The 25,358-nt window shown below is 47.1% G+C and carries 23 protein-coding genes; 20 read left to right on the top strand and 3 right to left on the bottom strand.

The window, feature by feature from the left end:
* The first annotated feature begins 62 nt into the window (after positions 1-62).
* The 10 genes from C3V36_11805 (at position 63) to C3V36_11760 (ending at position 9,940) form a co-directional block, all read left to right on the top strand.
* Positions 63-983 carry an N-acetylmannosamine kinase gene (locus tag C3V36_11805; protein AVM70541.1) on the top strand — a complete coding sequence of 307 codons (921 nt, stop codon included), beginning with the start codon at positions 63-65 and terminating at the stop codon, positions 981-983.
* A complete protein-coding gene (locus C3V36_11800; protein AVM69865.1) occupies positions 967-2,247 on the top strand; it encodes an aminoacetone oxidase family FAD-binding enzyme in 1,281 nt (426 codons plus the stop codon). Before C3V36_11805 ends, C3V36_11800 begins: the two co-directional genes overlap by 17 nt.
* Positions 2,244-3,269, top strand: a complete 1,026-nt coding sequence (locus C3V36_11795) for a cytidylate kinase (protein ID AVM69864.1) — start codon at positions 2,244-2,246, stop codon at positions 3,267-3,269. Before C3V36_11800 ends, C3V36_11795 begins: the two co-directional genes overlap by 4 nt.
* A 226-nt stretch (positions 3,270-3,495) precedes the next feature.
* Positions 3,496-3,852 carry an Asp23/Gls24 family envelope stress response protein gene (locus C3V36_11790; protein AVM69863.1) on the top strand — a complete coding sequence of 119 codons (357 nt, stop codon included), beginning with the start codon at positions 3,496-3,498 and terminating at the stop codon, positions 3,850-3,852.
* 13 nt (positions 3,853-3,865) lie between these two features.
* Positions 3,866-5,554, top strand: coding sequence for a dihydroxyacetone kinase (locus C3V36_11785; GenBank protein ID AVM69862.1), 1,689 nt, complete (start codon positions 3,866-3,868; stop codon positions 5,552-5,554).
* 487 nt (positions 5,555-6,041) lie between these two features.
* Positions 6,042-8,066, top strand: coding sequence for an ATP-dependent DNA helicase RecG (locus C3V36_11780; GenBank protein AVM69861.1), 2,025 nt, complete (start codon positions 6,042-6,044; stop codon positions 8,064-8,066).
* Between the two features lie 17 nt (positions 8,067-8,083).
* On the top strand, positions 8,084-8,284 hold the full coding sequence (locus C3V36_11775) for a hypothetical protein (GenBank protein ID AVM69860.1): 201 nt from the start codon (positions 8,084-8,086) through the stop codon (positions 8,282-8,284).
* Positions 8,285-8,300: 16 nt separating this feature from the next.
* On the top strand, positions 8,301-8,864 hold the full coding sequence (gene rsmD / locus C3V36_11770; GenBank protein AVM69859.1) for a 16S rRNA (guanine(966)-N(2))-methyltransferase RsmD: 564 nt from the start codon (positions 8,301-8,303) through the stop codon (positions 8,862-8,864).
* Positions 8,865-8,955: 91 nt separating this feature from the next.
* Positions 8,956-9,456, top strand: coding sequence for a pantetheine-phosphate adenylyltransferase (locus C3V36_11765; protein ID AVM69858.1), 501 nt, complete (start codon positions 8,956-8,958; stop codon positions 9,454-9,456).
* Positions 9,437-9,940, top strand: a complete 504-nt coding sequence (locus C3V36_11760) for a hypothetical protein (GenBank protein AVM69857.1) — start codon at positions 9,437-9,439, stop codon at positions 9,938-9,940. The genes C3V36_11765 and C3V36_11760 overlap by 20 nt, the downstream gene beginning before the upstream one ends.
* 12 nt (positions 9,941-9,952) lie before the next feature.
* Here C3V36_11760 and C3V36_11755 read toward each other — a convergent pair whose 3' ends face one another.
* Complete coding sequence (locus C3V36_11755) at positions 9,953-11,161, bottom strand: hypothetical protein (GenBank protein ID AVM69856.1); 1,209 nt, start codon at positions 11,159-11,161, stop codon at positions 9,953-9,955.
* Between the two features lie 135 nt (positions 11,162-11,296).
* On the opposite strand from C3V36_11755, the gene C3V36_11750 reads away from it, so the two are divergent.
* The 3 genes from C3V36_11750 to C3V36_11740 all read left to right on the top strand — a co-directional run bounded on the left by C3V36_11750 (position 11,297) and on the right by C3V36_11740 (position 13,950).
* Positions 11,297-11,491, top strand: coding sequence for a hypothetical protein (locus C3V36_11750; GenBank protein ID AVM69855.1), 195 nt, complete (start codon positions 11,297-11,299; stop codon positions 11,489-11,491).
* Between the two features lie 248 nt (positions 11,492-11,739).
* Complete coding sequence (gene pta / locus C3V36_11745; GenBank protein ID AVM69854.1) at positions 11,740-12,747, top strand: phosphate acetyltransferase; 1,008 nt, start codon at positions 11,740-11,742, stop codon at positions 12,745-12,747.
* Positions 12,748-12,759: 12 nt separating this feature from the next.
* Positions 12,760-13,950 carry an acetate kinase gene (locus tag C3V36_11740; protein AVM69853.1) on the top strand — a complete coding sequence of 397 codons (1,191 nt, stop codon included), beginning with the start codon at positions 12,760-12,762 and terminating at the stop codon, positions 13,948-13,950.
* Between the two features lie 215 nt (positions 13,951-14,165).
* On the opposite strand, the gene C3V36_11735 is transcribed toward C3V36_11740, so the two are convergent.
* Positions 14,166-15,347 (bottom strand): hypothetical protein, encoded by a 1,182-nt coding sequence (locus C3V36_11735; protein ID AVM69852.1) that lies wholly within the window; start codon positions 15,345-15,347, stop codon positions 14,166-14,168.
* Positions 15,348-15,666: 319 nt separating this feature from the next.
* On the opposite strand from C3V36_11735, the gene C3V36_11730 reads away from it, so the two are divergent.
* From C3V36_11730 to C3V36_11720, 3 genes are all read left to right on the top strand, one after another.
* The gene (locus C3V36_11730) at positions 15,667-17,052 is read left to right on the top strand and encodes a membrane-bound O-acyltransferase family protein (GenBank protein AVM69851.1); all 1,386 of its coding nucleotides are present in this window, start codon (positions 15,667-15,669) and stop codon (positions 17,050-17,052) included.
* A 29-nt stretch (positions 17,053-17,081) separates the two neighbouring features.
* Positions 17,082-18,557, top strand: a complete 1,476-nt coding sequence (locus tag C3V36_11725; GenBank protein ID AVM69850.1) for a hypothetical protein — start codon at positions 17,082-17,084, stop codon at positions 18,555-18,557.
* Positions 18,558-18,703: 146 nt separating this feature from the next.
* On the top strand, positions 18,704-20,041 hold the full coding sequence (locus C3V36_11720) for a phosphopyruvate hydratase (GenBank protein ID AVM69849.1): 1,338 nt from the start codon (positions 18,704-18,706) through the stop codon (positions 20,039-20,041).
* A gap of 190 nt (positions 20,042-20,231) precedes the next feature.
* On the opposite strand, the gene C3V36_11715 is transcribed toward C3V36_11720, so the two are convergent.
* Entirely contained in the window at positions 20,232-20,522 is a 291-nt protein-coding gene (locus C3V36_11715) for a competence protein ComFB (GenBank protein ID AVM70540.1), read from the bottom strand.
* A gap of 338 nt (positions 20,523-20,860) precedes the next feature.
* On the opposite strand from C3V36_11715, the gene C3V36_11710 reads away from it, so the two are divergent.
* The 4 genes from C3V36_11710 (at position 20,861) to C3V36_11695 (ending at position 25,216) form a co-directional block, all read left to right on the top strand.
* Positions 20,861-22,090: a hypothetical protein gene (locus C3V36_11710; protein AVM69848.1), complete on the top strand. Its 1,230-nt coding sequence runs from the start codon at positions 20,861-20,863 to the stop codon at positions 22,088-22,090.
* Position 22,091: 1 nt separating this feature from the next.
* Positions 22,092-23,021, top strand: a complete 930-nt coding sequence (locus C3V36_11705; GenBank protein AVM69847.1) for a hypothetical protein — start codon at positions 22,092-22,094, stop codon at positions 23,019-23,021.
* A 251-nt stretch (positions 23,022-23,272) separates the two neighbouring features.
* Positions 23,273-24,397: a 30S ribosomal protein S1 gene (locus C3V36_11700; GenBank protein ID AVM69846.1), complete on the top strand. Its 1,125-nt coding sequence runs from the start codon at positions 23,273-23,275 to the stop codon at positions 24,395-24,397.
* A gap of 21 nt (positions 24,398-24,418) precedes the next feature.
* Positions 24,419-25,216, top strand: a complete 798-nt coding sequence (locus C3V36_11695) for a chemotaxis protein CheR (protein ID AVM70539.1) — start codon at positions 24,419-24,421, stop codon at positions 25,214-25,216.
* The last annotated feature ends 142 nt before the right edge of the window (positions 25,217-25,358 follow it).

The following is a 25,358-nucleotide window of genomic DNA, read 5'->3' as shown; positions in this document are numbered from 1 at the left end:
CTGTTTGCAGCTTGGCTTATTTCAAGCAAAAATCGGAAAGCAAGCAGAAAGGCGAAAAGGAAATGTTAAGAGAAAATGATATTTTGTCCAGAATTCGGGAAAAGTTTCCCGAATTGAGCAAGGGACAGAAGCTGTTGGCCAGTTATATTTCTCAGCATTATGATAAGGCAGTTTACCTGACGGCGGCTAAGCTCGGTCAGGTGGTTGGCGTCAGCGAATCAACGGTGGTGCGCTTTGCCAACGAATTGGGTTATGAAGGCTATCCTAAGCTGCAAAGAGCGCTGGAAGAAATCGCCAGAACCAAGATGACCTCGATGCAGCGGGTGGAAGTGATTGAAGACCAGATTGAAGCCGGCAGTGTGTTAAAGCATGTTCTGACCATTGACCGGGAAAGAATCAAACAAACCCTGGATGAAATGCAGGAAGACCATTTTAATCAGGCTATTCAGTATCTTTTGGATGCCAGAAGATGTTATATTGTCGGTGTCAGGGCCAGTGCGGCGTTGGCTAATTTTTTGGGCTTTTATTTTAATCTGATGTTTGATAATGTTAAAGTTATCAACAGCAACAGCAGTACCGAAATATTTGAAAACTTAAGGCGAATCAATGAAGATGACGTGATGATTGGCATTACCTTTCCGCGTTATTCCAAGCGGACATTGCATGCGCTGTCTTTTGCCAAGTCTCAAAAGGCAAAAGTGATTCTCCTGACCGACTGCGATCAGTCACCGGGGATGGTGTTTGCTGATGTGGCGCTGTTTGCCAGTACGGAAATGGCTTCGATTGTGGATTCACTGGTTGCGCCGATGAGTGTGGTTAATGCTATTATCGTGGCAATGTCGTTAAAGCGAAAAAACAGGATTATTGACAGTTTGGAGCAGTTGGAAAATATTTGGCAGGAATATCAGGTGTATGAAGATTTGGGGTCAAATAACCTGACGTCCGGATATTTAAAAGGAAATCGGTATGGAAAAAAGAAATGAGTATAGCTGGGATTGGGATACGCTGGTAGTGGGAGCCGGTGCCGCCGGTTGTATGGCGGCAATCGCCGCCGCCGGACAGGGTCAGCACGTACTTTTACTGGAGAAAAATGAAAAAATCGGAAAAAAGCTATATCTTACCGGCAAGGGACGATGCAATTTGACCAATCTGGCCGATACCAGTGAAATATTGGAAAATATACCAACGAATGCCAAATTCCTTTACGGGGCGCTGCATGCCCTGTCCAGTCATCAGTTGATGGCTTTTTTTGAGCAGGCCGGCTGTCCGCTGAAAGCAGAAAGAGGCGGGCGGGTTTTTTCCCGCTCGGATAAGTCAAGCGATATCCTGAAAACTTTGGAAAAACAGCTGTCGATTGGTGGCGTGACTGTCCGTAAAAAGGAAATAGTCAGGGAGCTGATGATGGCAGAAAATGCCGAGGAAAGACGGGTTGTCGGAGTTCGTTTAAGCAGTGGTGAAAGTATTTTGGCCGGGCGGGTGATCTTGGCGGCCGGCGGATTGGCCTATCCGGCGACCGGCTCGACCGGTGACGGCTACCGGCTGGCGGCGCAGGCCGGGCATAGTATGGAAGAAACGGTACCGGGACTGGTGCCGTTGGAAACTGCGGAACGGGATTTTGCAGCAGCTGCGCCCCTGCTTTTAAAAAATATCGGTTTTCGGCTGGTGGAGGGTAAAAAGCTGCTTTTTTCCGGTCAAGGAGAAATTCAATTTACACCTTTTGGTTTGGGTGGTGCCTTGGCGCTGTCGGCATCCAGTTATTTGCCGAAACGGCCGGCCGCAGTCAAGGGGGTGATTGACCTTAAGCCGGCGCTTAGTCCTGAAATGTTGGAGGACAGGCTCGTCAGAGAGCTGGCGGCGCAGCCGGATCAAGCCGTAGAAACGGCATGGGCTTCGCTCCTGCCGCATAAGCTGCTCCTGCTTTTCTTTCAGCGCTGCGGGCTGGCGGCGGAGAAGCCGGCGGCTCAAATCAGCAAAAAAGAAAGACAGGCCATGGCAGCCGGTTTAAAAGGACTGGAGTTTGAAATTAAGGGAACGCGGGATTTTACCGAAGCAATCATTACCCGCGGCGGTGTGCGGGTTAAGGAAATCAATCCGAAAACAATGGAAAGTAAGCTTGTCAAAGGGCTGTATTTAGTCGGAGAAATGATTGATGTGGACGCCTTAACCGGCGGCTTTAATTTGCAGATTGCATTTTCAACCGGATATTTGGCGGGGATTCAGCCCTGCCCGGATAAGGAGAAGAAATGAAAGCCATTCGCGGGGCGATTACGGTAAAAGAAAATACGGCAGCGGAGATTCTCGGTCAAACTGAAAAGCTGCTGACAGAAATTATGGTCAGAAACCTGTTGACTGAAGAAGAAATCGTAGCTGTCTTTTTTTCGGCAACCAAAGACCTGACGGCAGCGTATCCGGCCGGAGCAGCCAGAAATCTGGGATTGACACAGACGGCACTGGCTTGTTATACTGAGATGGAAGTAGAGGGCAGTCTTAGGCGGTGCATCCGGGTTTTGTTATTGGCCGAGATGAAGCGCAGACCCTATCATGTGTATTTAGAGGAAGCAAAAGATTTACGACCGGATTGGGGGAACCAAACCATGAAAATTGCAATTGACGGGCCGTCGGGGGCGGGTAAAAGTACAATTGCCAGAGAACTGGCCGGGAGGCTGGGGATTGTTTATGTTGATACCGGTGCGATGTACCGGGCGGTTGGGCTTTTATCGCTGCGCCGGGGTCTTGTTTTGGAAAAAGACAGCGATGTGGAGGCCTATCGGCAGGAATTAACGGAGTTAGCGGAAAATGCGCCGATTATTTTGAAATACGAGGATGGTGTTCAGCGCCTTTATTTACAGGATGAAGATGTCAGTGAACAGCTGCGGACGCAGGAGGTCGGTGAACGAGCCTCTAAGATCAGTACAATCCGGGAAGTCCGGCAGGCGATGGTGCGGCTGCAGCAGCAGATTGCGGACAGTCAGTCAGTGGTGATGGATGGCCGGGATATCGGCACGGTTGTGCTGCCGGAGGCCGAACATAAAATATTTTTAACAGCTTCGGCGGAAGTGCGCGGGCAAAGGCGCTGCCGGGAATTGCAGGAAAAAGGACAAACCGCGGAACTGGAAACCATTATCGCGGAGATTAAAGAGAGGGACGAGCGTGACCGGAACCGGCAGGAATCACCTCTGCGCAAGGCGGCGGACGCATTTGAGATTGACACTTCCGATAAAAGTATTGACGAGGTAGTGACTTTGATTTGGGAGCGAATCAAAGCATAATATTTTTTTCTGGCGCTGGTGTTTGATTTATGATATACTATATAAAATAATAAATCAATTTTCCATGTTAAGGAGTTTCATGTTTCTGCGCAGGGTATGGCCGGTTAAAAAACGGTTTGACAGGTGCGGAAAAATGCAGATAATTTAAGGAAGAGCTTTCTGTTTACGCTGAAAAAGCAGAGGAGCTTTCTTTATAGTTTACAGGAAACAGGACGAGGAGGTAATTATGAGCATGAGATATACAACGGAACTGGGCTCGGTCGTGGTTGATACCAAGGTTATTGCCCAGATGGCGGGCTTATCGGCGATCGAGTTGTACGGCATTGTCGGCATGGCGATGGTCAGTCTCAAAGACGGGATTGTAAAAATGCTGAGCCGGACGGCGCTGACTAGGGGTGTCAATGTTATGGTTGAAGATAATGAGTTGTGCATTGATTTTCATATCATTATTGAATACGGCGTTAATATTCGGGCGGTGACCGAAAATCTGATCAGTACGGTTAAATATAAACTGGAAACATTTTCCGGCATGAAAGTAAAGCGGATCAATGTTTTTGTAGAAGGTGTCCGGGTTGATGAGTAAGCAGGAGGATGGAATGAAAGTTCAAAAAATTGATGCAAAGACCTTCCGGAAGATGTTCCTGGCGGGTGCGAAACTATTGGAAATAAAAAAGGAATATGTAAACGAGCTAAATGTTTTCCCGGTACCGGACGGTGATACCGGAACCAACATGACGATGACAATTCTGTCAGCGGCTCGGGAAGTGGAGCAGCTTGAAAACGGCGATATGAAGGCAATTGCCAAGGCGATTTCTTCCGGTTCGCTGCGTGGTGCCAGAGGCAATTCCGGGGTGATTTTATCACAGCTGCTGCGGGGCTTTGCCAAAGGGATTGAGCAGTACCGGGAGTTGGATGCAATGATTATCGCGGGGGCTTTAAACCGTGGAGTGGAAACCGCTTACAAAGCAGTAATGAAACCAAAGGAAGGTACGATTTTGACGGTAGCCAAGGAAATGGCCAATAAGGCGGCAGAGTTAGCTTTGGAAGATAATGATATTTTAGAGAACTTTCCCAAGATTTTAGAGCATGCTCAAAAAGCGCTGGAAAACACGCCGAACCAATTGCCGGTGCTGAAAGAAGCGGGCGTAGTGGATGCCGGCGGACAGGGTCTTTGCTATATTTTAGAGGGTGCCTATAAGGCATTGGCCGGTGGTGGTGAGGTCAGCTTTGATTTTGGTGAGCAGGCAGCCGGCAGCGGAAAAAAAGAGTTCAACCATGTTTTTCAGGAGGCAGCGGATTCGATTGAGTTTGGCTATTGCACCGAGTTTATCATTAACACGAAAGAGGGTGCGGACAATGAAAAGGATTCCGAAGCGCTGAAAGGTTATTTGGAAACCATCGGTGATTCGATTGTGGCGGTTTGCGATGATGATTTGATTAAGATTCATGTTCATACCGAAAATCCGGGTCTGGCCCTGCAAAAGGCTTTGACGCTTGGCTATTTATCCAATTTAAAAATTGAAAATATGCGGATTCAGCACACCGAGCAGCTGATTAAGCATGGACATGAAATTGCCTCGCAGCAGGCGGAAGCCAAAGCCAAGCCGGAGCGGCCGATGGAGAAAAAAGAAAACGGCTTTGTAGCGGTTTCAGCCGGTCAGGGAATTGAGAATGTATTTAAGGATTTGGGGGTTGACGTGGTCATTACCGGCGGTCAAACGATGAATCCCAGCACCGAGGACTTTGTGCAGGCCATTGAAAAAATTAATGCCGATACGGTGTTTTTATTTCCCAACAACAAAAATATTATCTTAGCGGCCGAACAGGCAGTTCATTTGGTTAAGGACAGAAAGGTGGTTGTCATTCCGTCCAAGACTGTTCCGCAGGGAATTGGTGCCTTGATTGCTTTTGAGGAAGGGGCGGCGCCGGAAGAAAATAAGGAAACAATGCTTGAAGCAATGGCAGCGATTAAATCCGGTCAGGTCACCTATGCAGTCAGAGATACGCAGTTTGAAGGCAAAACAATTAAAACCGGCGATATTATTGCTTTGGATGAAAGCAAAATTTTGGCGGTAGCCGGGGATGTTGATACGGCGGTTGAGGAGCTGGCAGCGGCGCTGGTAGATGAGGACAGTGAAATCATCACTCTTTATTACGGCGAAGACGTACAGTCGGAAGCGGCAGAACAGGCGGCGGAGTTGCTCCGGGGAAAATATCCGGCGGCGGATGTGGCCGTTCAGTTTGGCGGCCAGCCCTTATATTATTACCTTATTTCCGTGGAATAGAGCTTATGACGGAAGGAAGGGCTGACTGGTGACTGACATCCGGCGGTCGGAGTGCTGCTGCGGGAGCGGCGGTTAGCGGATGAGCGACCGGAAAATTAAAAATGATTTCAGTTCAGGCAAGCTTTTTCAAGAAACAGAAAAAGCTTGCCTTTTAACTCAACTTTCTCAGGCTTGAATTGCGGCACTGAATGAGGCTGTACTTTTGTCTGGGCGAGCACCTGGCTTTGAATGAAGACGTGCTTTTGTTCAGGTGAGCAAGCGGCACTGAATGAAGCTGCGCTTTTGTCCAAGCGGGTAACTGGCGCTGAATGAAGCCGTGCTCCTGTCCGGACGAGCAATCTGCCTAAAAAACTGGTTTTATCAGACATGGGAAAGCGGAGTTTTTAAAAATCAGGTATATTGACAGCGGCTGAGCCTGTGGATTCAGTGCGGGAAAGTTGAGAAAGCAAGCAGCGAGTTTTAACAGTTAAAGGAAGCGGAGGCAGAAATGCAAAAAGCAGTCAGAGAATTAAAAGGAGTCGGCGCCAAGACGGAAAAACTGCTGCAAAGCATGGGCATTTTGACTTTTTATGATTTGCTGACCTGCTATCCTAAGGGTTATGATTTTTTTAGCGGTGTAACCGATATCGCCGGAATTCAGGAAAAGGAAGAAAATTATTTGCGCCTGAAAATCGTTTCTCAGCCCAAGTTTCAATACTTCGGCAAGCTGACGGCGCTTAGTTTTTATGCGGCCGATGAGTCGGGGCAGCGGCTGCGGGTGACCTATTTCCGGCAGCCTTATCTGGCGAAAGTGATGTTGCCGGGCCGGGTTTTGATTTTACGGGGCCGGCCGCATCGGCAGAAAGCAGAATGGCAGCTGATTAATCCGGCAGTGGTTACCGAGGAGGAACTGACGGAGCTGGCGGCTTTTCCCCTTTCCGCCAGATACCCTGTCCGCAAAGGCATCAGCGAAAAGAAATGGAAGCAGTATTTAAAGCAGATTTTATCGCTGCCGGCGGATGAACAGCCGGTCAAAGATTATATCGAAGCGGCGGTGCGGGAAAAATACGGACTTTTGCCTTTATGGGAAAGCTACCAAAAGCTGCATTTTCCAAAAACCAAGGCGGAGGCGGAAGCTGCCCGTAAACGGCTGGTTTTTGATGAGTTTTATTTTTTTCGGGCCGGGATGGCAAAAGCTGACCGGGAGCAGCCAAATGATTTCCCGCTGCGGTCAGGGGCACTGGCCGAGCGTCTGATTGCCGGCCTGCCGTTTGCCCTGACGGCGGATCAGGCGGAAACAATTGCCGCTATTGAAAATGATTTGCGCAGCCAGCGGCGGATGGTTCGGCTGGTGCAGGGTGACGTGGGCAGCGGCAAAACGGCGGTAGCATTTGCGGCAGCGGCCATGATGATTGAAAACGGCTATCAGGCTGCGCTGATGGCGCCGACGGAGGTGCTGGCGGTGCAGCATTTTCAGGAAGCGGAAAGAAGGTTGGCGCCGCTTGGCATAAAAACAGTACTGCTTTTGGGCTCGGCCAAGGCCAAAGAAAAAAAAGAAACTTATGAGCAAATGGAGAGCGGTCAGGCGCATTTTATTATCGGCACGCATGCTTTGATTCAGGAAAAGGCGATTTACCGCAATTTAGGTTTGGTCATCACCGATGAGCAGCATCGTTTTGGGGTGATGCAGCGGGAGAACTTAAGCCGAAAAGGCGTTCGGGAAAAGCTGCCGCATATTCTGGTGATGAGCGCTACGCCGATTCCCCGAACTTTGGCTCTGATTTTATATCAGGATATGGATATTTCCGTGATTAAAAGTATGCCGACCGGGCGCATACCGGTGCAGTCCTTTTTAAGAAGCGGCAGCGCCCGCGACAAGATTTACCGGTTTATGGAAAAGGAAATCAGGAGTGGCGCGGCGGCATATATTATTTGTCCGGCGGTTGAGGACAATGAGGAGTTGGCGCTGACCGGAGTCATCAGTTACGCGCAGGCCCTGCAAAAGAAATATCCGCAGCTGCGGATTGCGTATTTATACGGCGGCCAGCCGGAAAAAGAAGAAATTATGAGGGCTTTTGCCGCTGGGGAAACGGATATTTTGATTTCAACGACCGTGGTGGAGGTCGGAGTCAATGTACCGCGGGCGACCGTGATGCTGGTTGAAAACGCGGAGCGTTTTGGACTGGCGCAGCTTCATCAGTTAAGGGGCCGGGTCGGGCGCGGCAATCGGCAAAGCTATTGCATTTTTTTATCGGATGCTAAGGATTCGGCGATTCGGGAAAAGTTGGAGTTTGTAGCGGCGCATCAGTCAGGCTTTGAGATTGCCGAGTATGATTTGAAGATGAGAGGGCCGGGCGATGCGTTTGGCGTCAAGCAGCATGGCTTGCCGTTGCTGCAGCTGGCGGATTTGTATCAGGATTTGCCGGTGCTGGAGATGGTTTCGCAGGCGGCTGCGGAAATCGGCGATTCCGCTGAGCGCCGGCAAATGCTGGAGTTGTATTACGGCGGCAGCCGGGAGATTTTGTCGATATAATAATTTCCCTATATTCGGTGGGGCAGGCTTTTGAGACAAATCAAGTATTTGTGTGCAGGAAGCAGAACTTTCGACAGGGCCGACTGCCCGCCTGGGCAGAAGCGCGGAGTGCTTCGATCAGGGCAGATCGCCCGCCCGGGCAGAAGCGCGAGTTGCTTCAATTAGGGGCCGACCGCCCATCCGGCAGAAAACGGAGCTTGCAATCAGGGGAAAATTGAGAGTAAGGAGTACATAATGAGAGTAGTGGCAGGAGCGGCCAGAGGAATTCCGCTGAAAGCGCCGAAAGGCGATCAGGTCAGACCGACGGTTGACCGCTTGAAGGAAACGCTGTTTAATATGATTCAGGCGGAAATTTATGAGCGAACGGTATTAGATGTCTTTGCCGGCAGCGGAGCGCTGGGGATTGAAGCACTCAGCCGGGGAGCACGCTGCGCTTATTTTTGCGAGAAAAACAAAGCGACAGTTGAGGTAATCAAGGATAATTTGCGGAGAACTAAGCTGGAAGAGAAGGCACAGGTTTTGGCGGGTGATTTTTTAGGGGGCTTGGAAAAAATCAGGGGCGCCGGTGTAAAGCTGGATCTTGTTTTTTTGGATCCGCCCTATCAGGAGGAGGATTTGTACCGGCGGGCAATCGAAGCTTTGACCGAAAAAAAATTGCTGGCCGAGGATGCTTTGATTATTGCCGAAACAAAGAGCGGTTTTGACTTTTCTTTTTTAGAGAAATATGATACAATAAAAACCGAGAAATATAAAAAGTTTAAAACCAATCAATATATATTTATGCGCTTTAATGTTTAAGCCGGTAAAGAAACGGTTGTCCGAATAAGGCAAACGATGTTTTTGGCGGCAGATTATTTAGGTTTATTGAGGGACGGAACGAGGAAATAATATGAAAAAAGCAGTGTATGCCGGCAGTTTTGATCCGCCGACTTACGGACATATGGATATTATTGCCAGAGCATCTAAACTGGTCGATGAGTTGATTGTCGCCGTGGCAGTTAATCCGCATAAAAAATCATTATTAAGCTTGGAAGAAAGAAATGAATTGTTAAAGGCACTGACCAAGGATATGCCGAATGTGAGAGTGGAATTTTTCACCGGATTATTGGTTCGTTTTGTCGAAAGGGAAAATGCGGATGCCATTATTCGGGGCTTTCGGGCGGTGTCTGATTTTGAGTATGAATTGCAGCTGGCGCAGGGCAACAGCCTGCTCAGTCCGCAGACAGAAACCGTGTTTTTGGTGTCTAACGCCAAATATTCCTTTATCAGTTCTACTTTTGTGAAAGAAGCGGCTTTCTTTGGCGGAGAAATTGGCGATATGGTGCCGGAACTATCCAAACAGGCGGTATTAAGAAAGATGGGAGTAAAGAATGAACAGCAAAGTGTTTGATATTATCGATGATATGGAAGTGTATGTAAATGACAGCAATGCCTTGCCGTTTCAGTCCAATAAAGTAGTGGTGCGGAGCGATGTGATGGATGAGTTTATCACCCAAATCCGGCTGGCGCTGCCCGAGGAAATCAAAAGAGCCAATGCGATTATTGATGACCGGGAGCATATGATGTCGATTGCCAAAGAAAAGCTGGCTGAAATAGAAGAAGAAGCGGTTAACCGGGCGAAAGCACTGGTTGACGAGCATGAGATTACCCGCCAGGCACAGGCCAAGGCTGAGGCAATTTTGGATAAAGCATACAAGCAAAGTGAAGAAATTCGCCGTGAGGCTTACCGCTATACCGATGAGCTCTTGGAAAAAGCGCAGAAAACGATTACAGCGCTGCTCAATCAGGCCAATGCCGATTATTCCAAGTTTGAAAAAACCTTGGTCGGCCAATTAGATATTATTGAAGAAAACCGAGAGGCCTTAAAGGAATAGAGAGTGCTGATGTCAAATAATAACCGGGTTTCTTTGCTCCGGCGGCAGAAACGGACGGCCGTATTTTTGGGCAGTCAGCCGGGCATAAAGCCGGTCGCAGCGCAGTTCGTTCTGCCAGCGGGCCAAAGCGGCGGTGGGTAGTTTTTTGGCATGCCGGGTATTGGTAATTACCGGCAGGCGTGAAACTTCCTGTAAACGGCGCAGCAGCGGCGCGGCTGAGCGGCGCAGGCCGAGAATCCGCAGATAGCTGTTTTCCACAGTCGGCGGCAGGGGTGGGCGTTGATTTAAGAAAATATTCAGGAGCGCCCGTTTAACGGCGGCGGCCGGGAAGTTGCGGGAGCGGCAGGCGCTGATATAGCCGGCAAAGGGCAAGTCTAAGTCCAAAGCAGCCAGCAGGCGGTTTATGAGTTCGGACTTTTGCTCGCGCAGGCGGAGCAAAGCGGCTGAGTCCTGCTGAATTAATAAGAATTGAACAAACGGATAGATATCCTCTGGGAAAATCGGTCCGTTTTTTTGTGCTTCGGCTGCTTGCAGCAGTTGAAAAGAAGCAGCCGGCAGAGCGGTGCTTAATTTGGTCCGGTCGTTTGCCTGAAGCAGACGGCGGATGGCGGTGGCGGATAGAAAGGTATTTGGCTGATAGTTTTCGTCCAAATAGCTTTGTCCCTGCCTTTGAATTAAATGCGGCGTGATTTGGCTGCGGAAAGCTGTCAGTGCCTTTAAGTATTCGATGGCCAGGATATTATTGGAACCTTTGAGAATATGGCCGTAACCGGCATCGGGGAACAGGCTTTCAACTGCTTCCTGCCGGGCGGCGGCATAGGAACGGCCGTTTTTTAAGCTGCTTTTTAAAGCCGCCGAAAAATCGGTGCTTTCGGTGGTCAGAATTTCGGCTAAGGCTTGCAGCGGCGGCAGATCAGGACATTCCGCACCAAAATAAAGCTCGTCAACAACTTGACTTTGCTCTAGGAGAAAAACCGCTTCGGCGGCAAAGTATTCGGCGCTGGCAGCGGCAGCGGAAACCGGCAGTTCCAGTACCAGATCAATGCCGCCCGATAGAGCTGCTTCTGCCCGCAGCCATTTATCAAAGACTGCCGGCTCGCCTCTTTGCACAAAGTTGCCGCTCATAATGGCAATCACAAAATCAGCTTTAATTTTAGAAAGCTGATAGGCATGACCAAGATGAAACGGGTTATATTCAGCGATAATGGCAGCGGTTTTCATGATTTTCCTTTCTGTGATTTGGATTCCCCGCGCTGATACCGGGCGCAGATAGGATTGTTTCGGTAGTCATACATAACGGCGGCATCTTTTTCTTCTACATTTCGCAGCAATAAACGTTCGGTTTGTAAAAACAGCATGACAGCGCCTCCTTTCATTTTGGCTTGGACTTATAGTTATAATACCATAAATTTGATATCAGTGCGAGAAAATTCTGCGGTTATTCTTACGCAGGATTCGGAAATTGCCTGTAAACCGGAGACTTTTTGCCAAGCGGAAAAACAAAAAATCGAAAAGGAACTTTTATTCCCACAGACTTTGTGCTATAATTAAAAAGATATGAGTTCAACTTTTCCCTATTTGGAAAAACTGTCTTTTTGGGCAGATTGCCCGCCCGGGCAGAAACGCATAGCGTTTCGACCAGGGGCAGACCGCTCGTCCGGGCAGAAGTGGGCAGCACTTCGATTAGGGGCAGGTTGCCGTCCGGGCCAAAAACGAAGTTTTTGATTGGGGCGGTCATCGAACAGGCCAGAGTTGAACTGTAAATATACGCAAAGCAGAGAGCTTGAAAGGAGTTGCAAATGAGTTTTATTGATGGAATCAAAAACAAGGCAAAACAAGACCTGCAGACAATTGTCTTGCCTGAGGCAATGGATATCCGTACCTTGACTGCGGCCGAACAGGTGATGAAGGAAGGCATAGCGAAGGTTATTTTAATTGGAAACGAAAAAGAAATCCGGGAAAAAGCAGGAGACTTAAACCTTGACGGTGTTGAGATTGTGGATCCGCAAGGTTTTGATAAGTTAGACAGTTATACCGAAAAATTATTTACTTTGCGCGAGAAAAAAGGTATGACCCGGGAAAAGGCCAGAGAACTTTTGCAGACCGATCCCTTGTTTTTGGGCGTGATGATGGTAAAAATGCAGGATGCGGACGGTATGGTGGCCGGAGCGGTCAACTCAACCGCCAATGTGCTGCGGCCGTCGCTACAGATTTTAAAAACGGCGCCGAATGTTAAGATTGTGTCCAGTTTCTTTATCATTTCCGTTCCGAACTGCGATTTGGGCGTAAACGGCACTTTCCTGTTTGCTGACTGCGGATTGAATCAAAGCCCGTCGGCCGAGGAATTATCCTCCATTGCCGGCAGCTCGGCCGAAAGCTTTAAAATGCTGATTGGCGGAGAACCGATGATTGCCATGCTCAGCCACTCGACCAAGGGCAGCGCCTCGCATCCGGATGTCGATAAAGTGGTAGAGGCAACTCAGATTGCGCAAAGAGAATATCCGCAGTATCAAATTGACGGCGAATTGCAGGCGGATGCAGCCATCATTGCCAAAGTCGGCCAGAGCAAAGCGCCGGGCAGCAAGGTAGCGGGTCAAGCCAATGTACTGGTATTCCCGGATTTGGACGCCGGCAATATTGCTTACAAATTGGTGCAGTATTTGGCGAAAGCGGAAGCATACGGCCCGATTACGCAGGGAATTGCTGCCCCGATTAATGATTTATCCCGAGGCGCAACGGCTGAGGATATTACCGGAGTAGTAGCGATTACAGCTGTTCAGGCGCAATATAAAAAGGTACAGGCTTAAAAGGAGAGAGGAATGAAGATATTAGTTATTAACTGCGGAAGTTCGTCACTGAAATATCAATTGTTTGACATGACCAATGAAACTGTTTTGGGCAAGGGCCTGGTTGAGCGGATTGCCATTGACGGTTCTAAATTGGTGCAGACGGTTGGCGAGGAAAAGTATGTAGTGGAAGAAAATATGAAGGATCATAAAGCGGCGATGAAGCATGTCTTTGACGCTTTACTTGATCCCGAGAAGGGATTGATTTCCTCGCTGGATGAGATTAATGCCATCGGTCATCGGGTGCTGCACGGCGGCGAAGAATTGACCGATTCGACGATTATTGACGGACATGTTAAAGATGTCATTCGTGAATATGTTAAGTTTGGCCCGCTGCACAATCCGGCTAACCTGATGGGTATTGAAGCCTGTGAAGAATTGGTTCCGGGCAAACCGAATGTGGCGGTGTTTGATACCTCTTTCCATCAGACTATGCCGGCCAGCAGCTATATGTACGGTATTCCGTATGAATACTATGAAAAATACCGAATTCGCAAGTTTGGTTTTCACGGTACCAGCCATAAGTATATCACTCGCCGGACAGCTGAACTGCTGAAAAAGCCGCAGGATGAGATAAATATCATCACGGTGCATCTGGGCAACGGCTCTTCGCTGGCCGCGGTTAAAAACGGAAAATGCATGGATACCTCCATGGGACTGACTCCGCTTGAGGGTCTGGTCATGGGCACTCGCAGCGGTGATTTGGATCCGACGGTTCTGACCTTTTTAATGGAAAAGGAAGGGATTCAGCCCAATGATATGAACCAGATGCTGAATAAAAAGTCCGGATTTTTGGGTATTTCCGGTTTAAGCAGCGATGCCAGAGATTTGGAAAATGCGGCGGCTGAGGGCAATGAGCGGGCTAAGTTGGCGCTGGAAATGTTTGTCAACCGTACCAAGCGGTATTTGGGCGGCTATATGGCGGAGCTTGGCCGGGTTGACGCGATTTGCTTTGCCGGCGGAATCGGTGAAAACTCGGCGGAGATGAGAGAGCGCTTAGTGGGCGATTTGGAGTTTTTCGGGATTAAATTAGACCGGGAGAAAAATAAGACCAGAAGCGAAGCCCTGATTTCGGCTGATGATTCTAAGGTTGCGATTTGGGTGGTTCCGACCAATGAGGAACTGATGATTGCCCGGGATACTTTGGATTTGGTCAGAAAATAGTGCTTTTGCGGTAAGAAGAAGCAGACAGCAGAAAAAGCAAACAGAAAAAGAGATGAAAAGGCGCTGCCGGAGATTTCCAGGCAGCGCCTTTTTGAGATGCGTTTTTAATTTTTACTTAACCGGCCATGCAACTCCTGATCGAAGTGCTCCGCTTTCTGCCCGGGTGCGCAGAAAGTCTAAAAAGACGATTTTGCTGAGCAGGAGCGTTTCGGCTTTTAATAACCGATTTCGTAGTAATACGGCCACCATTCCTGGCAGGCTTTGAAAACTTTATCGGCCGGATAGTAGTAATCTTTGCGGCTGTCCGGGTTGTAGGTTTCAAAACTGATCACACCGTTCTGGTTGACATAGCCTTTGATAATGACAAAATGTCCGGAACCGACAGAAGTATAATCATCACTCAGATAATAACCGTCCAGGCAGACTAAGATAATCCGATCTTTGTTTAGGGATTCTACCAACTGAGAAATAGCGTCAAAGTTTTTCCGGTCATAGGGTACCTGATAGCTGTCCATAACCGATTCAATATCGTCGGTGAACCACCAGCCGCCGTTGGGCCGGATCCAGGAACGAAGCGTTTCGGCGCTGACGTTATTGGCTTCGCTGAACCATTTCAGGATCATTGAAGTAACAGACGGTCCGCAGTTTTCGTAGCTGTAAGGGCCGGATTGATTTTGATCGACAAACCATTCGTAGTTACGGTTGACATGTTTTTCGGCGATAGTATTGTTAACCGGAGTCAGCTTTTTACGGAGTGAGGGTACTGCCATCCGCGAGGCGATAGCGGCAACTTCAGCTCGGGTGATGTTTGACTGCGGGTAAAAGCGCATAGCATCATCGCCCGTCATGATACCGTAGGAATACATTTGCAAAATGCTGTCCGCTTCAAAAGTACCGCTGTCAACGTCGGGAATATTTAACAGCGTAATATTTGGATTGATGACTTCATCGCTCGCCGAAAGGATTCCGCTGTAAATAGAAGCAAAGTCCGTCCGGTTAATGGGCGCATTATAATCGGAAAAATAAGAGCCGTTTAAAATTCCGAAACTGACGGCAAAATCAATGTAGCTTTGGTACCAAGGGCCGGTCGGGGCAGGTTCGGTCGGGGTGTACTCATTATAAGTTTGATATAAACGCACTGCCAAAGTAACGGCTTCGGCTACGGACAGATTGCCGTTCGGGTTAAAGACGGTGGCGGAATTGCCTTTCATTAATCCCAATTCATAAGCAGCTTTGACGCTGGAATAAAACCAGGAATTTTCCGGGACATCAGCAAACGAAGAATAACTTTTTTTCGTTGTAAAGTTGGAATAACCGGTTGCGTCCGCAGGTTGGATAAAACTAAGTGTCAGGATGAAAACCAGACAGATTACGATATGCTTTTGCAGTTTTTTCATAAAACCTCCTAAGAATAGATGTATTTTATAGTTTTTAGAAACTCTCCGCCCTTCGCTTTTATCCGGCTGCCCTGTTCCCGGGAAAGATACGGAAAACCGCACAAAGCGGTACAAAGAACAAATTCAGTATAAAGCAAAAGAACGGAAATAGCAAGCGAAAAAATTTATCTGATTTTTAAGGTTTTTTGGCTGTTGGTACTCATTGTTTTTTAACTTGACAGCCGAATTCTTATAGGCTAAAATAGGGAAAGCAACGCCGCCGGAGGGCGGTGATTACAGTAAAACGGCGCAAGAATTGTCTTAGCAGGAAGAGGAAACGATGGTATTTTCAAGTCTTTTTTTTATATTTGTATTTTTGCCGGTGTGCCTGTTGGTATATTATCAAATGCCGACCCGCAGTGCCAAAAATTGGGTACTGATTATTGCTTCCCTGATTTTTTACGCTTGGGGTGAGCCGGTTTGGATTACTTTATTGATTTTCAGTGCCACGATTGATTATTTTCATGGCTTGATTATTGAGAGCCACCGCGGCCGGTGGCAAGCAAAAGCAGCAGTGGCGAGTTCTTTGGTGCTGAACTTAGGACTGTTGGCGGTATTTAAATATTCCGGCATGATTGCCGGTACGATTGCGGCGCTGACAGGTTTGCCGATTGAATATAAGGGTTTTTCTCTGCCGATCGGGATTTCTTTTTATACCTTTCAAACGATTTCTTATACGATTGACGTTTACCGGGGTGAGGCCAAGGCACAGCATTCTTTTGCCAAGTTCATGCTGTTTGTGTCGCTCTTCCATCAACTGGTAGCCGGGCCGATTGTCCGCTATGTCGATATTGCCAATGAAATTGATAATCGGGTCTTTAAGCTGGATGATTTCAGCAGCGGTGTCAACCGCTTTATTTTGGGCTTGGCCAAAAAGGTAATCATTGCCAATACTGCCGGAGCCTTGGGCGAAGGCCTGTTAACGGTCGGCGGCCAAAATGCGTCGGTGTTGGGCTCATGGCTGGGGATTTTGTTTTTTTCTTTTCAGATTTATTTTGATTTTTCCGGTTACTCGGATATGGCAATTGGTATGGGTAAGATGTTTGGTTTTACCTATAAGGAAAACTTTAACTACCCCTATGTTTCAACCTCAGCTACGGACTTTTGGCGGCGCTGGCATATTTCGCTGGGCTCGTTTTTCCGCGATTACCTGTATATTCCGTTAGGTGGAAACCGTCGCCATGTTTTTCGCAATTTGTTTATTGTCTGGTTCTTAACGGGGCTGTGGCACGGCGCTTCCTGGAACTTTGTGGTTTGGGGGCTTTATTACGGCGTGCTGATTGGTCTGGAACGGATTTTGGGGCGGACATCCGGCCGGAAAATGCCGAGGGTTTTCGGCCATATTTACTGTGTATTCATTACTTTGGTTGGCTGGGTCTTTTTCTATTTTGAATCGTTAAAAGACGGGCTTGGTTATTTGCGTCAAATGTTTGGTTTGGCGGGGCTTCCGGTTTGGAACCTGCAGTTTGAGATTATGTTTACCAATAATCTTTATTTTATTATTTTGGCAGTGATTGCCTGCACACCGCTATTGGCGTTTATTTGGAAGCGGCTGCGGCTGGGAGAAACACCGCTTTTGCTGGCTCTCAACGGCGGGCTTTTCTTTGCATCGGTAGCTATGCTGGTCGGCCGGACCTACAATCCGTTTTTATATTTTCGGTTTTAATCAGCAGTAATAAAGAAGGAAAAAAGAAAATGATTAAAAAATTAAATGTTGTATTATTTGTATTAGGTCTTTTGGCGATGGGCGTTATGAACTTGTTTTTATATAACAAAGCGGAGGTTTCGGCGGCGGAGAACAGGACACTGGCTAAGTTCCCGGAATTTTCAACGGAAGCTCTAAAAAACGGTGATTTTTTCAGCGGGATTGAAACCTTTTATGCCGACCGTTTTATGTTTCGGGATAGCTGGATCAGTCTGAATGATAAGCTGATGGCCTTAAAGGGCATGGCCGGTGAGGATGAAGCGGAGATCTTGACTTTAAAAACGGGCGATCAGTTTGCGGCTGATCCGGATAAGGCACAGGAGAAAGATCCGAAAGAAGCTTCTACCGCCGAGAACGAAAAGTCCGCAGATACGACCGAAACGGAAACTATGGCCGCTCAGGCCGGTCTGGTCAGCAGCGTCAGTGATTTGAACGATCGGGTTAAGCTTTATGCCCGGCGGCAAATTGCCGAGTACCTGGCCCGGCACCCGGAGGAAACAAAGCCGTCCGCTGCTGCTTCGGAGCAGGCAGCACCGAATATGGAAACGGTCATTGAGGATACCCAGGATAATGAGGCCGGCGAAGTCAAGAGCAACTTTTTGGTGCTCAAAGATGCCGCTTATGAAATATTCGGTTACCGGTCAGCGTCCTGCCAGTTTTACGCGGAAAGTATCAACCAGTTTGCCGCTAAAATGCCGGAATCGATGCGGGTCTTTTCGCTGGTAGCGCCCAGTCATATTGAGTTTATTCCTAATAAAAAATACCGGGAAATGGGCAGCTCACAGGAAGAAGCAATTCAGTTGATTAATAGCTTTTTCAGTCCGCGGATTACGCCGGTTGATGCCAGAAGCTCACTGCTTTCGCATTATCAGGATTATTTATATTTTCGCTCGGATCACCACTGGACGGCCAGAGGAGCGTATTATGCGTATGAGGCTTTTGTAAAGACGGCCGGCTTTTCACCGGTTACCTTGGATAAGTATGAAAAAAAGGAGTTCCCGGGATTTTTAGGCACTTTGTATGATAAGACCCGAAGCGCCAAGATAGCGGCTAACCCCGATACGGTTGAAGTGTTTATGCCGTTAGTGGAGTCGACCTTTCAAATTCACACGGCCAAGGGCGGTGTGCTGAACTGGAATGTCATCAATGAAAACTACGGCAAGCCGAGTTTTAAGAATAAATATTTGGTGTTTTTAAGCGGTGATGAGCCGTTGTCGGTGATTACGACTAATGTTGACACCGACCGGAAAATCCTGGTGTTTAAGGATTCTTACGGCAATGCCTTTATTCCGTTTTTGATGAATCATTATAAGGAAATTCATGTGATCGATCCCCGGCATTTTCAGGCAAACGCTGCGGCCTATGCGGTGGAACAGGGTTTTGATGATGTGTTATTCCTCAATTATGCCGTGGTCATTGCCGGCAATCAGAACTTTGCCAAAAACATTCAGCGGGTAACGCAGTGAGTGGCTTGTCCGGGCTGTAACAATTTTATAAGAAAATTCTTGATTTTTTGACAGTATCAGGTATACTATAAAGGAAAGGCAAATGGATGTCGCGTATGCCTGGTTTAAAAATTGTGCACAAAAGCATTTTGAAAGGAGATTAATCAATGAAAGGTTATCTTGAAATTACAGATGTACTTGCCAGAGAGGTATTGGACTCAAGAGCAAATCCCACTGTCGAGGTGGATGTTACCGTATTGAACGAAGAAACCAATCGTCTTTATTTGGGACGCGCATCGGTTCCCTCGGGAGCATCGACCGGCGAGTTTGAAGCAGTTGAATTGCGGGATGGCGGCGAGCGCTATATGGGCAAAGGCGTGTTAAACGCAGTTGACAATGTCAATGAAATCATTGCCGAAGAATTGATTGGCTTAAACGCCTTGGATCAAAGATATATTGACGAATTGATGCTGGATTTGGACGGCACGGAAAACAAGTCGAAGCTGGGTGCCAATGCTATTCTGGCAGTTTCGATGGCAGTAGCCAAGGCAGCGGCCGCAGCGCTGAATATGCCGCTTTATCAGTATTTGGGCGGCTTTAACAGCTATACTTTGCCGGTACCGATGATGAACATCTTAAACGGCGGCCAGCATGCTGATAATACCGTTGATTTTCAGGAGTTTATGATTATGCCGGTGGGCGCAGAATCGTTCAGTGAAGCGCTGCGCAGCTGTGCGGAAGTATATCATAACTTAAAGTCGGTTTTGAAGGCCAAGGGCTTGTCGACGGCAATCGGTGATGAGGGCGGTTTTGCACCTAATTTGGCAACGGCTGAGGACGTACTTGACCTGATTATGGAAGCAATTTCCAAGGCCGGTTATGAGCCGGGCAAGGACTTCCGGATTGCGCTGGACGTAGCGGCTTCGGAGCTTTTCTGCGATGAATGCGGCAAGTATTATTTTGAAGGTGAAACCGAGGCCAAGGGCGGCGACAAGATTTACCGGACCGCACTGGAAATGGTTGATTATTATGAAAAGTTGGTTGACAAATACCCGATTATTTCGATTGAAGATGGTCTGGATGAGAACGACTGGGAAGGCTGGAAGCTTTTAACCGAACGTTTGGGCAAAAAGATTCAGCTGGTAGGTGATGACTTGTTCGTTACCAACACCTCTCGTTTGGCAAGAGGTATTGAAGAAGGCTGCGCTAACTCGATTTTGATTAAGGTTAACCAGATCGGTTCCTTGACCGAAACCTTTGACGCTATCAAAATGGCAAATCGGGCAGGCTATACTGCGGTTGTTTCGCACCGTTCCGGTGAAACCGAGGATGCAACGATTGCCGATATTGAAGTAGCGGTTAATGCCGGCCAGATTAAGACCGGTGCACCGGCCAGAACCGACCGGGTAGCTAAGTACAATCAGCTGCTCCGGATCGAAGAAGAGCTGGATGACATTGCTTATTATCCGGGATTGGACGCTTGGTTCAATTTAAAAAATAAATAAGCGGAAAATAAGTCATAGAATTTAAGAATATTGCCGGAAAGCCTGAAAAATCAGAGTTTCCGGCAATATTTTATTTGCCGGCGCAGAGCAGAAGTGCGCTTGACCCATATAGAATAAGGATTAACAGAAAACAGCCAATTAAGAGGAAGTATGCTTTTCTTAACTGACTGTTGCTGTAAATATATAAAGTTTATTTGGTTATTACGCTTTCTTCTTTGGAGTGACGCGGATTTTCGGAAACAACCATAACGGCTTTGATGACTTCGGCTGTCAAATCGGTTTTAAACTGACGGGACAAAAGATTGGCTTTGGAAAAAGCATAGCCCTTTTCGCTGACAACATAATGAGGTTTCACGTCATTTAAAATCAGAGCAGCCACATCCATCCGGCATTGTTCGCATTGGCAAAAATCCGGCATTCTTTTCAAGGTGTCGTCTAAAATGTCTAAGACAAAATCTTCCATAACATTATGAATTTGCATAAAATCCCCCTTCAGAAATGAATGTTCAAAGGCAATGATCAACTGTTTTTCACCGGAAAGGAAATTGTCCGTTTGAGTTCGAAAAACCGGACTCAAAGCTGCTAAATCACATAAATAGATCAAGACCTTTTGTAATCGCCCCTAATCTCAAGAAGCTTAAACTAATTATAACAGTTTACACAAAAAAATACAATGTTTTTGCCAAAAAATCTTAAAATCGGGTTTTAAGGTTTCGGGTTTTCCCGGCAAATTTTCGGAATGGCTTTTCTTAAACGGACTTCTATGGTATACTATCCTTATTTACAAGATTGGTGAAACCTTGCATTGGCTGCAAGCGGATGGAAAAAGCGGGATATAGCCAGGCACAAGCGCTTTTAACGGATGGCTGTACGAGAGCGATGCGAAAGAGATGGGACACGGTAACGATGATGAAATTATACATTGCCAAATGGCAGGAACAGCTATACTATTATACCGTCGATGATTATGACCATATTTACGACCTTTATCCGCAGTCAATGCTGGCGGAAACGGCCGAGGGAAACATTTATATCGGAGTAGTACAGGAGAAGAAAAATGCCATCAGTTCGGCCTTTGTCAATATCGGAGAAGAAAATATCGGTTTTTTGCCATATCGGGATGTGACGGCGGAAATAAAAAGCGGCGATTCGATTTTGGTGCAGGCGGTGCGCAGCAGCAGCGGCCAAAAGGGGGCCAAGCTGACTATGAAGTTTTCTCTGGAAGGCTCGTTTGCGGTTTTGCTGTCGGGTGAAAATAAACTTTATTTCAGCCAAAAAATGGAAAGAGCTAAAAGAAAGGGGCTGGAGGAGTTTTTACGGGATAAAGACCGGCGCTATGGCTTTATCATTCGCTCCGGAACCGAAGAGGAAACGGCGCTGTGGCAGGAAATGCAGGCATTGCAGGAGCAGGCAGAGCGGCTGGAGGAGAGGGCAAAATACGGCAAAGGCCCTTGCATTTTGCGGGGCAGAGAAGATTTGGATATTTTAAAAAACTGCAAAGAAGTGGACGAGGTCTATACCAATGACCGGCCAAGTTTTGATCAAGCGGTGGCATATGTCAAACAAAATGGGCTATCTTTAGCGGTGCATTATCGGGAAGTGGATTATGCTTTGCGCCATGACCTGGCGGGGGCTTTGAAAGAAGCGGAGAAAAAGAAAATCTGGCTGCCCGGCGGCGGCTATTTGATTCTGGAAAAAACCGAAGCAATGAATGTGATTGATGTCAATACCGGCAAAACTAAGGGCGGCAAGGAGCATGAAAAAACAGTATTTAAAACCAATTTGGAGGCGGCTAAAGAAGCGGCCCGGCAGATTCGGCTGCGGAACTTATCCGGGATGATTTTAATTGATTTTATTGATATGAAAGAGCCGGCGCATCAACGGGAACTGCTGGCGAAAATGGCGGCGCATCTGGCAGCCGATCCCGTACCGGCACTGGTGCATGACTTGACTAAATTAGGAATTATGGAGCTGACCCGCAAGAAAAAATATGACAGCTTAGCGGTGTGGGCGGAGCAAAGGCGAAGTTACATAGAGGAAGGAGATTAAAATGATCAAGACAGAAGAACGGTGGATTGAGCGGGAAGGCGAACAAAAAAATTATTTCAGAATATGGCATCCGGAGAAACCGGCGGTGGGAGTGGTTTTGTTTTTAACCGGTATGGTTGAGCATGTTCGGCGCTATGATGAGTTTGCCCGCTTTTTAAATGGATACGGCTTTTTGGTGGCGGCCGGTGATCACCGCAGTCAGGGGCAGACCGGACTGAAAAACGGCCGGTTGGGCGCGTTGGAAAAGGGCGGTTTTCGCCGGATTATTATGGATCAAAAGTATTATGTCGATATGCTGCACCGGGAGTATCCGGGGCTGCCGCTATTTTTGATCGGTCACAGCATGGGCTCGCTGATTATTCAGAAGTTTATTCAAAAGTACAGTGACAGCGTTGACGGCGTGGTTTTGCTCGGCAGTTTAAAACAGCCGTGGCCGAAGGCTTTTTACGGTCGGCTTTTGTTGAAAATGATTATGCTGGCGACCGGCGAGTATTTTAATTCAAAGCTGGCCAATGATATCACTTTTTATAATTATAACAAAAAGTTTGAAAATGATTTTTCTCCGTTTGCCTGGGTGTGCAGCAATTTGGAGGAAGTACGCAAATATGATCAGGATCCGATGTGTGGCTACCAGGTGTCCAATAATTTTTTGTATGAATTATCCGAAAACGTATTGCAGATGTATCATCCGGAGCAGCTGCGTCAAATCAGGAAAGACCTGCCGATTTTAATTATTTCCGGCGGCGCCGATCCCTTAAATGAAAACGGCCGGCGAATTATGGAGTTGTATTTGATGTATAAGGAGCTGGGCATAAAGAGTGTACAGTTAAAGCTGTATGACCAAATGCGTCACGAAGTACTGCATGAAAAAGGGAAAGAGGAAGTTTTTGCCAAAATTTTAGCGTTTTTGCAGAAAAACGTTATTGCTTAGCAAATCGCTTGTCCAAGTGCGGGTGTCCGGCGAATAGCCGATTATGATTGATATGCCTCTGGAGCGCAGGCTCTTTGTTGTATATCAATCATAACCAGCTGCTTGCCTAAACTGAAAAAAATAGAAATATTTTAGTCAAATCAATTGCCAAGTCGAAAAAAGTGTGTTATGATACAGCTTAGACATCTATTTTCCCTTGTATTAGGGCAAATGGTGTCGGAGTATTTTAAATTTTTAGGAGGTCATTTCATATGTCAGAAATGGAAAATCAAAGTTTTGAAGAGATGCTTGACCAGTTTTCGGTGCAGATCCGGAGAGGTGAAGTCATCACAGGTACCGTAATTTCCGTAAAAGAAGACGAGATTTATGTGAACATCGGAGGCAAATCCGACGGAATTATTCCCAAGAGCGAATATTCCAATTTCCCGTCAGTTGATTTACGCAACGAAGTACAGGTCGGACAGGAGATCCGGGCTAAAGTGCTGCGTATTAACGATGGAGAAGGCCAAGTGCTTTTAACCTATAAGAGATTGAAAGCGGACGAAGGATATCGCCGGGTGGAAGAACTGTACAAATCGGGAGAAAAGGTTACTGCTAAGGTCAATCTGGTGTTAAGTGGTGGTTTAGTGGTAATTATTGATGAAGTTAGAATCTTTATTCCGGCTTCCTTGATTTCCGATGAGTATGTTTCCAATCTCAATCAATTCAAGAATCAGGAAATTACCTTTGTCATTACCGAATTCAATCTTAGAAAGAGCCGCATTATCGGTAACCGCCGGATGCTGCTGGAAAAAGAAAAGAGCGCTAAGATGGAAGAGGTATTTGATCAGCTCCATGTCGGCGATGTTATGACCGGTGTTGTAAAAAATATTACCGAATACGGCGCATTTGTCAATATCAACGGAATTGACGGCTTGGTTCATATTTCTGAACTGTCGTGGGGCAGAATCCGGTCGCCGAAGGATGTTGTCAAGGTTGGTGAAGAAGTCAAGGTTCGTATTTTGGAAATTGATAAAGATAAGCAAAAGGTTTCCTTGTCGATGAAGTTTGATGATGAAAATCCGTGGAACGGTGCCGAAGTCAAATATGCGGTCGGAAATACGGTCAGCGGTCGGGTGGCCAGAATGACTGATTTCGGTGCATTTGTCGAATTGGAAAAGGGTGTTGATGCCTTACTGCATGTATCCCAGATTTCGATGAAGCATGTGGAGAAGCCGTCCGATGTGTTAAGTGTCGGCCAGACGGTAACTGCCAAGGTAACCGATTTGAACTTAGCAGATAAAAAGATTTCACTTTCCGTTAAGGAACTGGAGAAGGAAGAGGCCGCTAAGCAGGCAGAAAATACTGCGGCATCGGCGGAAGAATCTGCGGAATAGTCTAGGAGAGATAAACGGATGATGGATTATGAGAAGTTTAAGGAAGAAGTTTATAAAATATCAACGATTGATTTGTCTGCATATAAAGAAAAGCAGATGAAAAGACGTTTGGATGCTTTGATCAGTAAGCATAATTATGATGGCTATGAACCTTATGTGAAAGCATTGCGCTTAAAAGGGGAGATTTACGAAGAATTCGTTACCTACATGACCATCAACGTTTCCGAGTTCTATCGTAATCCGCCGCAGTGGAAAATACTGGAAGAGAAGGTTTTGCCGTATTTGTTTCAAAAAGCGGGCAGCAAGAATATCAAGATTTGGTCGGCGGCTTGTTCGACCGGCGATGAGCCTTACTCTTTGGCGATGCTGATGAGTAAGTTTATACCGCTCAAGCAAATCAGTATTTTGGCGACCGACATTGATAAGCAGATTTTAGAGCAGGCACAGGTAGGCTTGTATGCGCCCAAGAGCATTGTCGGGGTGCCGGCCGATTTAAAGGCAAAGTATTTGGAGGTGGTCGGTAAATCGTATAAGATTTCCGATGAAATTAAAAAATGCGTGACCTTTAAGCAGCATAATCTGTTGAAGGATCCTTATCCGAAGGGTATGGATTTGATTGTATGCCGGAATGTGCTGATTTATTTCACCAATGAAGCTAAGGATGAAATTTATCATAAGTTCAATTTGGCTTTAAAGCCGGGCGGCGTACTGTTTGTCGGCAGTACTGAGCAGATTATCGGTTATCAGAAGTTTAATTTCAGTTCCGAGCAGACTTTCTTTTATAAAAAAGAAGGCGAATCGACTTTTGCCAAAGCGTAACTCTCATTTTAGCGATGAGAGAGCAGGGGCTTATGGTTGCTATGCTGGGGAGAGCTTGTTCTCCAAAGACATAGCAACTATAAGCCCCTATTTGTCTGAACTGTTAGCAAACTTTAGGGCAAGCAGGGGCTCAACGGCATCA

Source organism: Lachnospiraceae bacterium oral taxon 500, assembly GCA_002999035.1.
In the GTDB taxonomy this organism is placed as follows: domain Bacteria; phylum Bacillota; class Clostridia; order Lachnospirales; family Vallitaleaceae; genus W11650.
The sequence above is the reverse complement of the archived record's forward strand: the minus strand, read 5'-3'. Positions and strand labels throughout refer to the sequence as shown.

Coding starts and splice junctions, on each gene's coding strand:
- C3V36_11740 (AVM69853.1), top strand. CDS start 12,760: ATGAAGATATTAGTTATTAACTGCGGAAGTTCGTCACTGAAATATCAA.
- C3V36_11735 (AVM69852.1), bottom strand. CDS start 15,347: ATGAAAAAACTGCAAAAGCATATCGTAATCTGTCTGGTTTTCATCCTG.
- C3V36_11760 (AVM69857.1), top strand. CDS start 9,437: ATGAACAGCAAAGTGTTTGATATTATCGATGATATGGAAGTGTATGTA.
- C3V36_11790 (AVM69863.1), top strand. CDS start 3,496: ATGAGCATGAGATATACAACGGAACTGGGCTCGGTCGTGGTTGATACC.
- C3V36_11705 (AVM69847.1), top strand. CDS start 22,092: ATGATCAAGACAGAAGAACGGTGGATTGAGCGGGAAGGCGAACAAAAA.
- C3V36_11765 (AVM69858.1), top strand. CDS start 8,956: ATGAAAAAAGCAGTGTATGCCGGCAGTTTTGATCCGCCGACTTACGGA.
- C3V36_11720 (AVM69849.1), top strand. CDS start 18,704: ATGAAAGGTTATCTTGAAATTACAGATGTACTTGCCAGAGAGGTATTG.
- C3V36_11805 (AVM70541.1), top strand. CDS start 63: ATGTTAAGAGAAAATGATATTTTGTCCAGAATTCGGGAAAAGTTTCCC.
- C3V36_11730 (AVM69851.1), top strand. CDS start 15,667: ATGGTATTTTCAAGTCTTTTTTTTATATTTGTATTTTTGCCGGTGTGC.
- C3V36_11725 (AVM69850.1), top strand. CDS start 17,082: ATGATTAAAAAATTAAATGTTGTATTATTTGTATTAGGTCTTTTGGCG.
- C3V36_11800 (AVM69865.1), top strand. CDS start 967: ATGGAAAAAAGAAATGAGTATAGCTGGGATTGGGATACGCTGGTAGTG.
- C3V36_11755 (AVM69856.1), bottom strand. CDS start 11,161: ATGAAAACCGCTGCCATTATCGCTGAATATAACCCGTTTCATCTTGGT.
- C3V36_11785 (AVM69862.1), top strand. CDS start 3,866: ATGAAAGTTCAAAAAATTGATGCAAAGACCTTCCGGAAGATGTTCCTG.
- C3V36_11780 (AVM69861.1), top strand. CDS start 6,042: ATGCAAAAAGCAGTCAGAGAATTAAAAGGAGTCGGCGCCAAGACGGAA.
- rsmD (AVM69859.1), top strand. CDS start 8,301: ATGAGAGTAGTGGCAGGAGCGGCCAGAGGAATTCCGCTGAAAGCGCCG.
- pta (AVM69854.1), top strand. CDS start 11,740: ATGAGTTTTATTGATGGAATCAAAAACAAGGCAAAACAAGACCTGCAG.
- C3V36_11795 (AVM69864.1), top strand. CDS start 2,244: ATGAAAGCCATTCGCGGGGCGATTACGGTAAAAGAAAATACGGCAGCG.
- C3V36_11695 (AVM70539.1), top strand. CDS start 24,419: ATGGATTATGAGAAGTTTAAGGAAGAAGTTTATAAAATATCAACGATT.
- C3V36_11750 (AVM69855.1), top strand. CDS start 11,297: ATGACAGCGCCTCCTTTCATTTTGGCTTGGACTTATAGTTATAATACC.
- C3V36_11710 (AVM69848.1), top strand. CDS start 20,861: ATGGAAAAAGCGGGATATAGCCAGGCACAAGCGCTTTTAACGGATGGC.
- C3V36_11715 (AVM70540.1), bottom strand. CDS start 20,522: ATGCAAATTCATAATGTTATGGAAGATTTTGTCTTAGACATTTTAGAC.
- C3V36_11700 (AVM69846.1), top strand. CDS start 23,273: ATGTCAGAAATGGAAAATCAAAGTTTTGAAGAGATGCTTGACCAGTTT.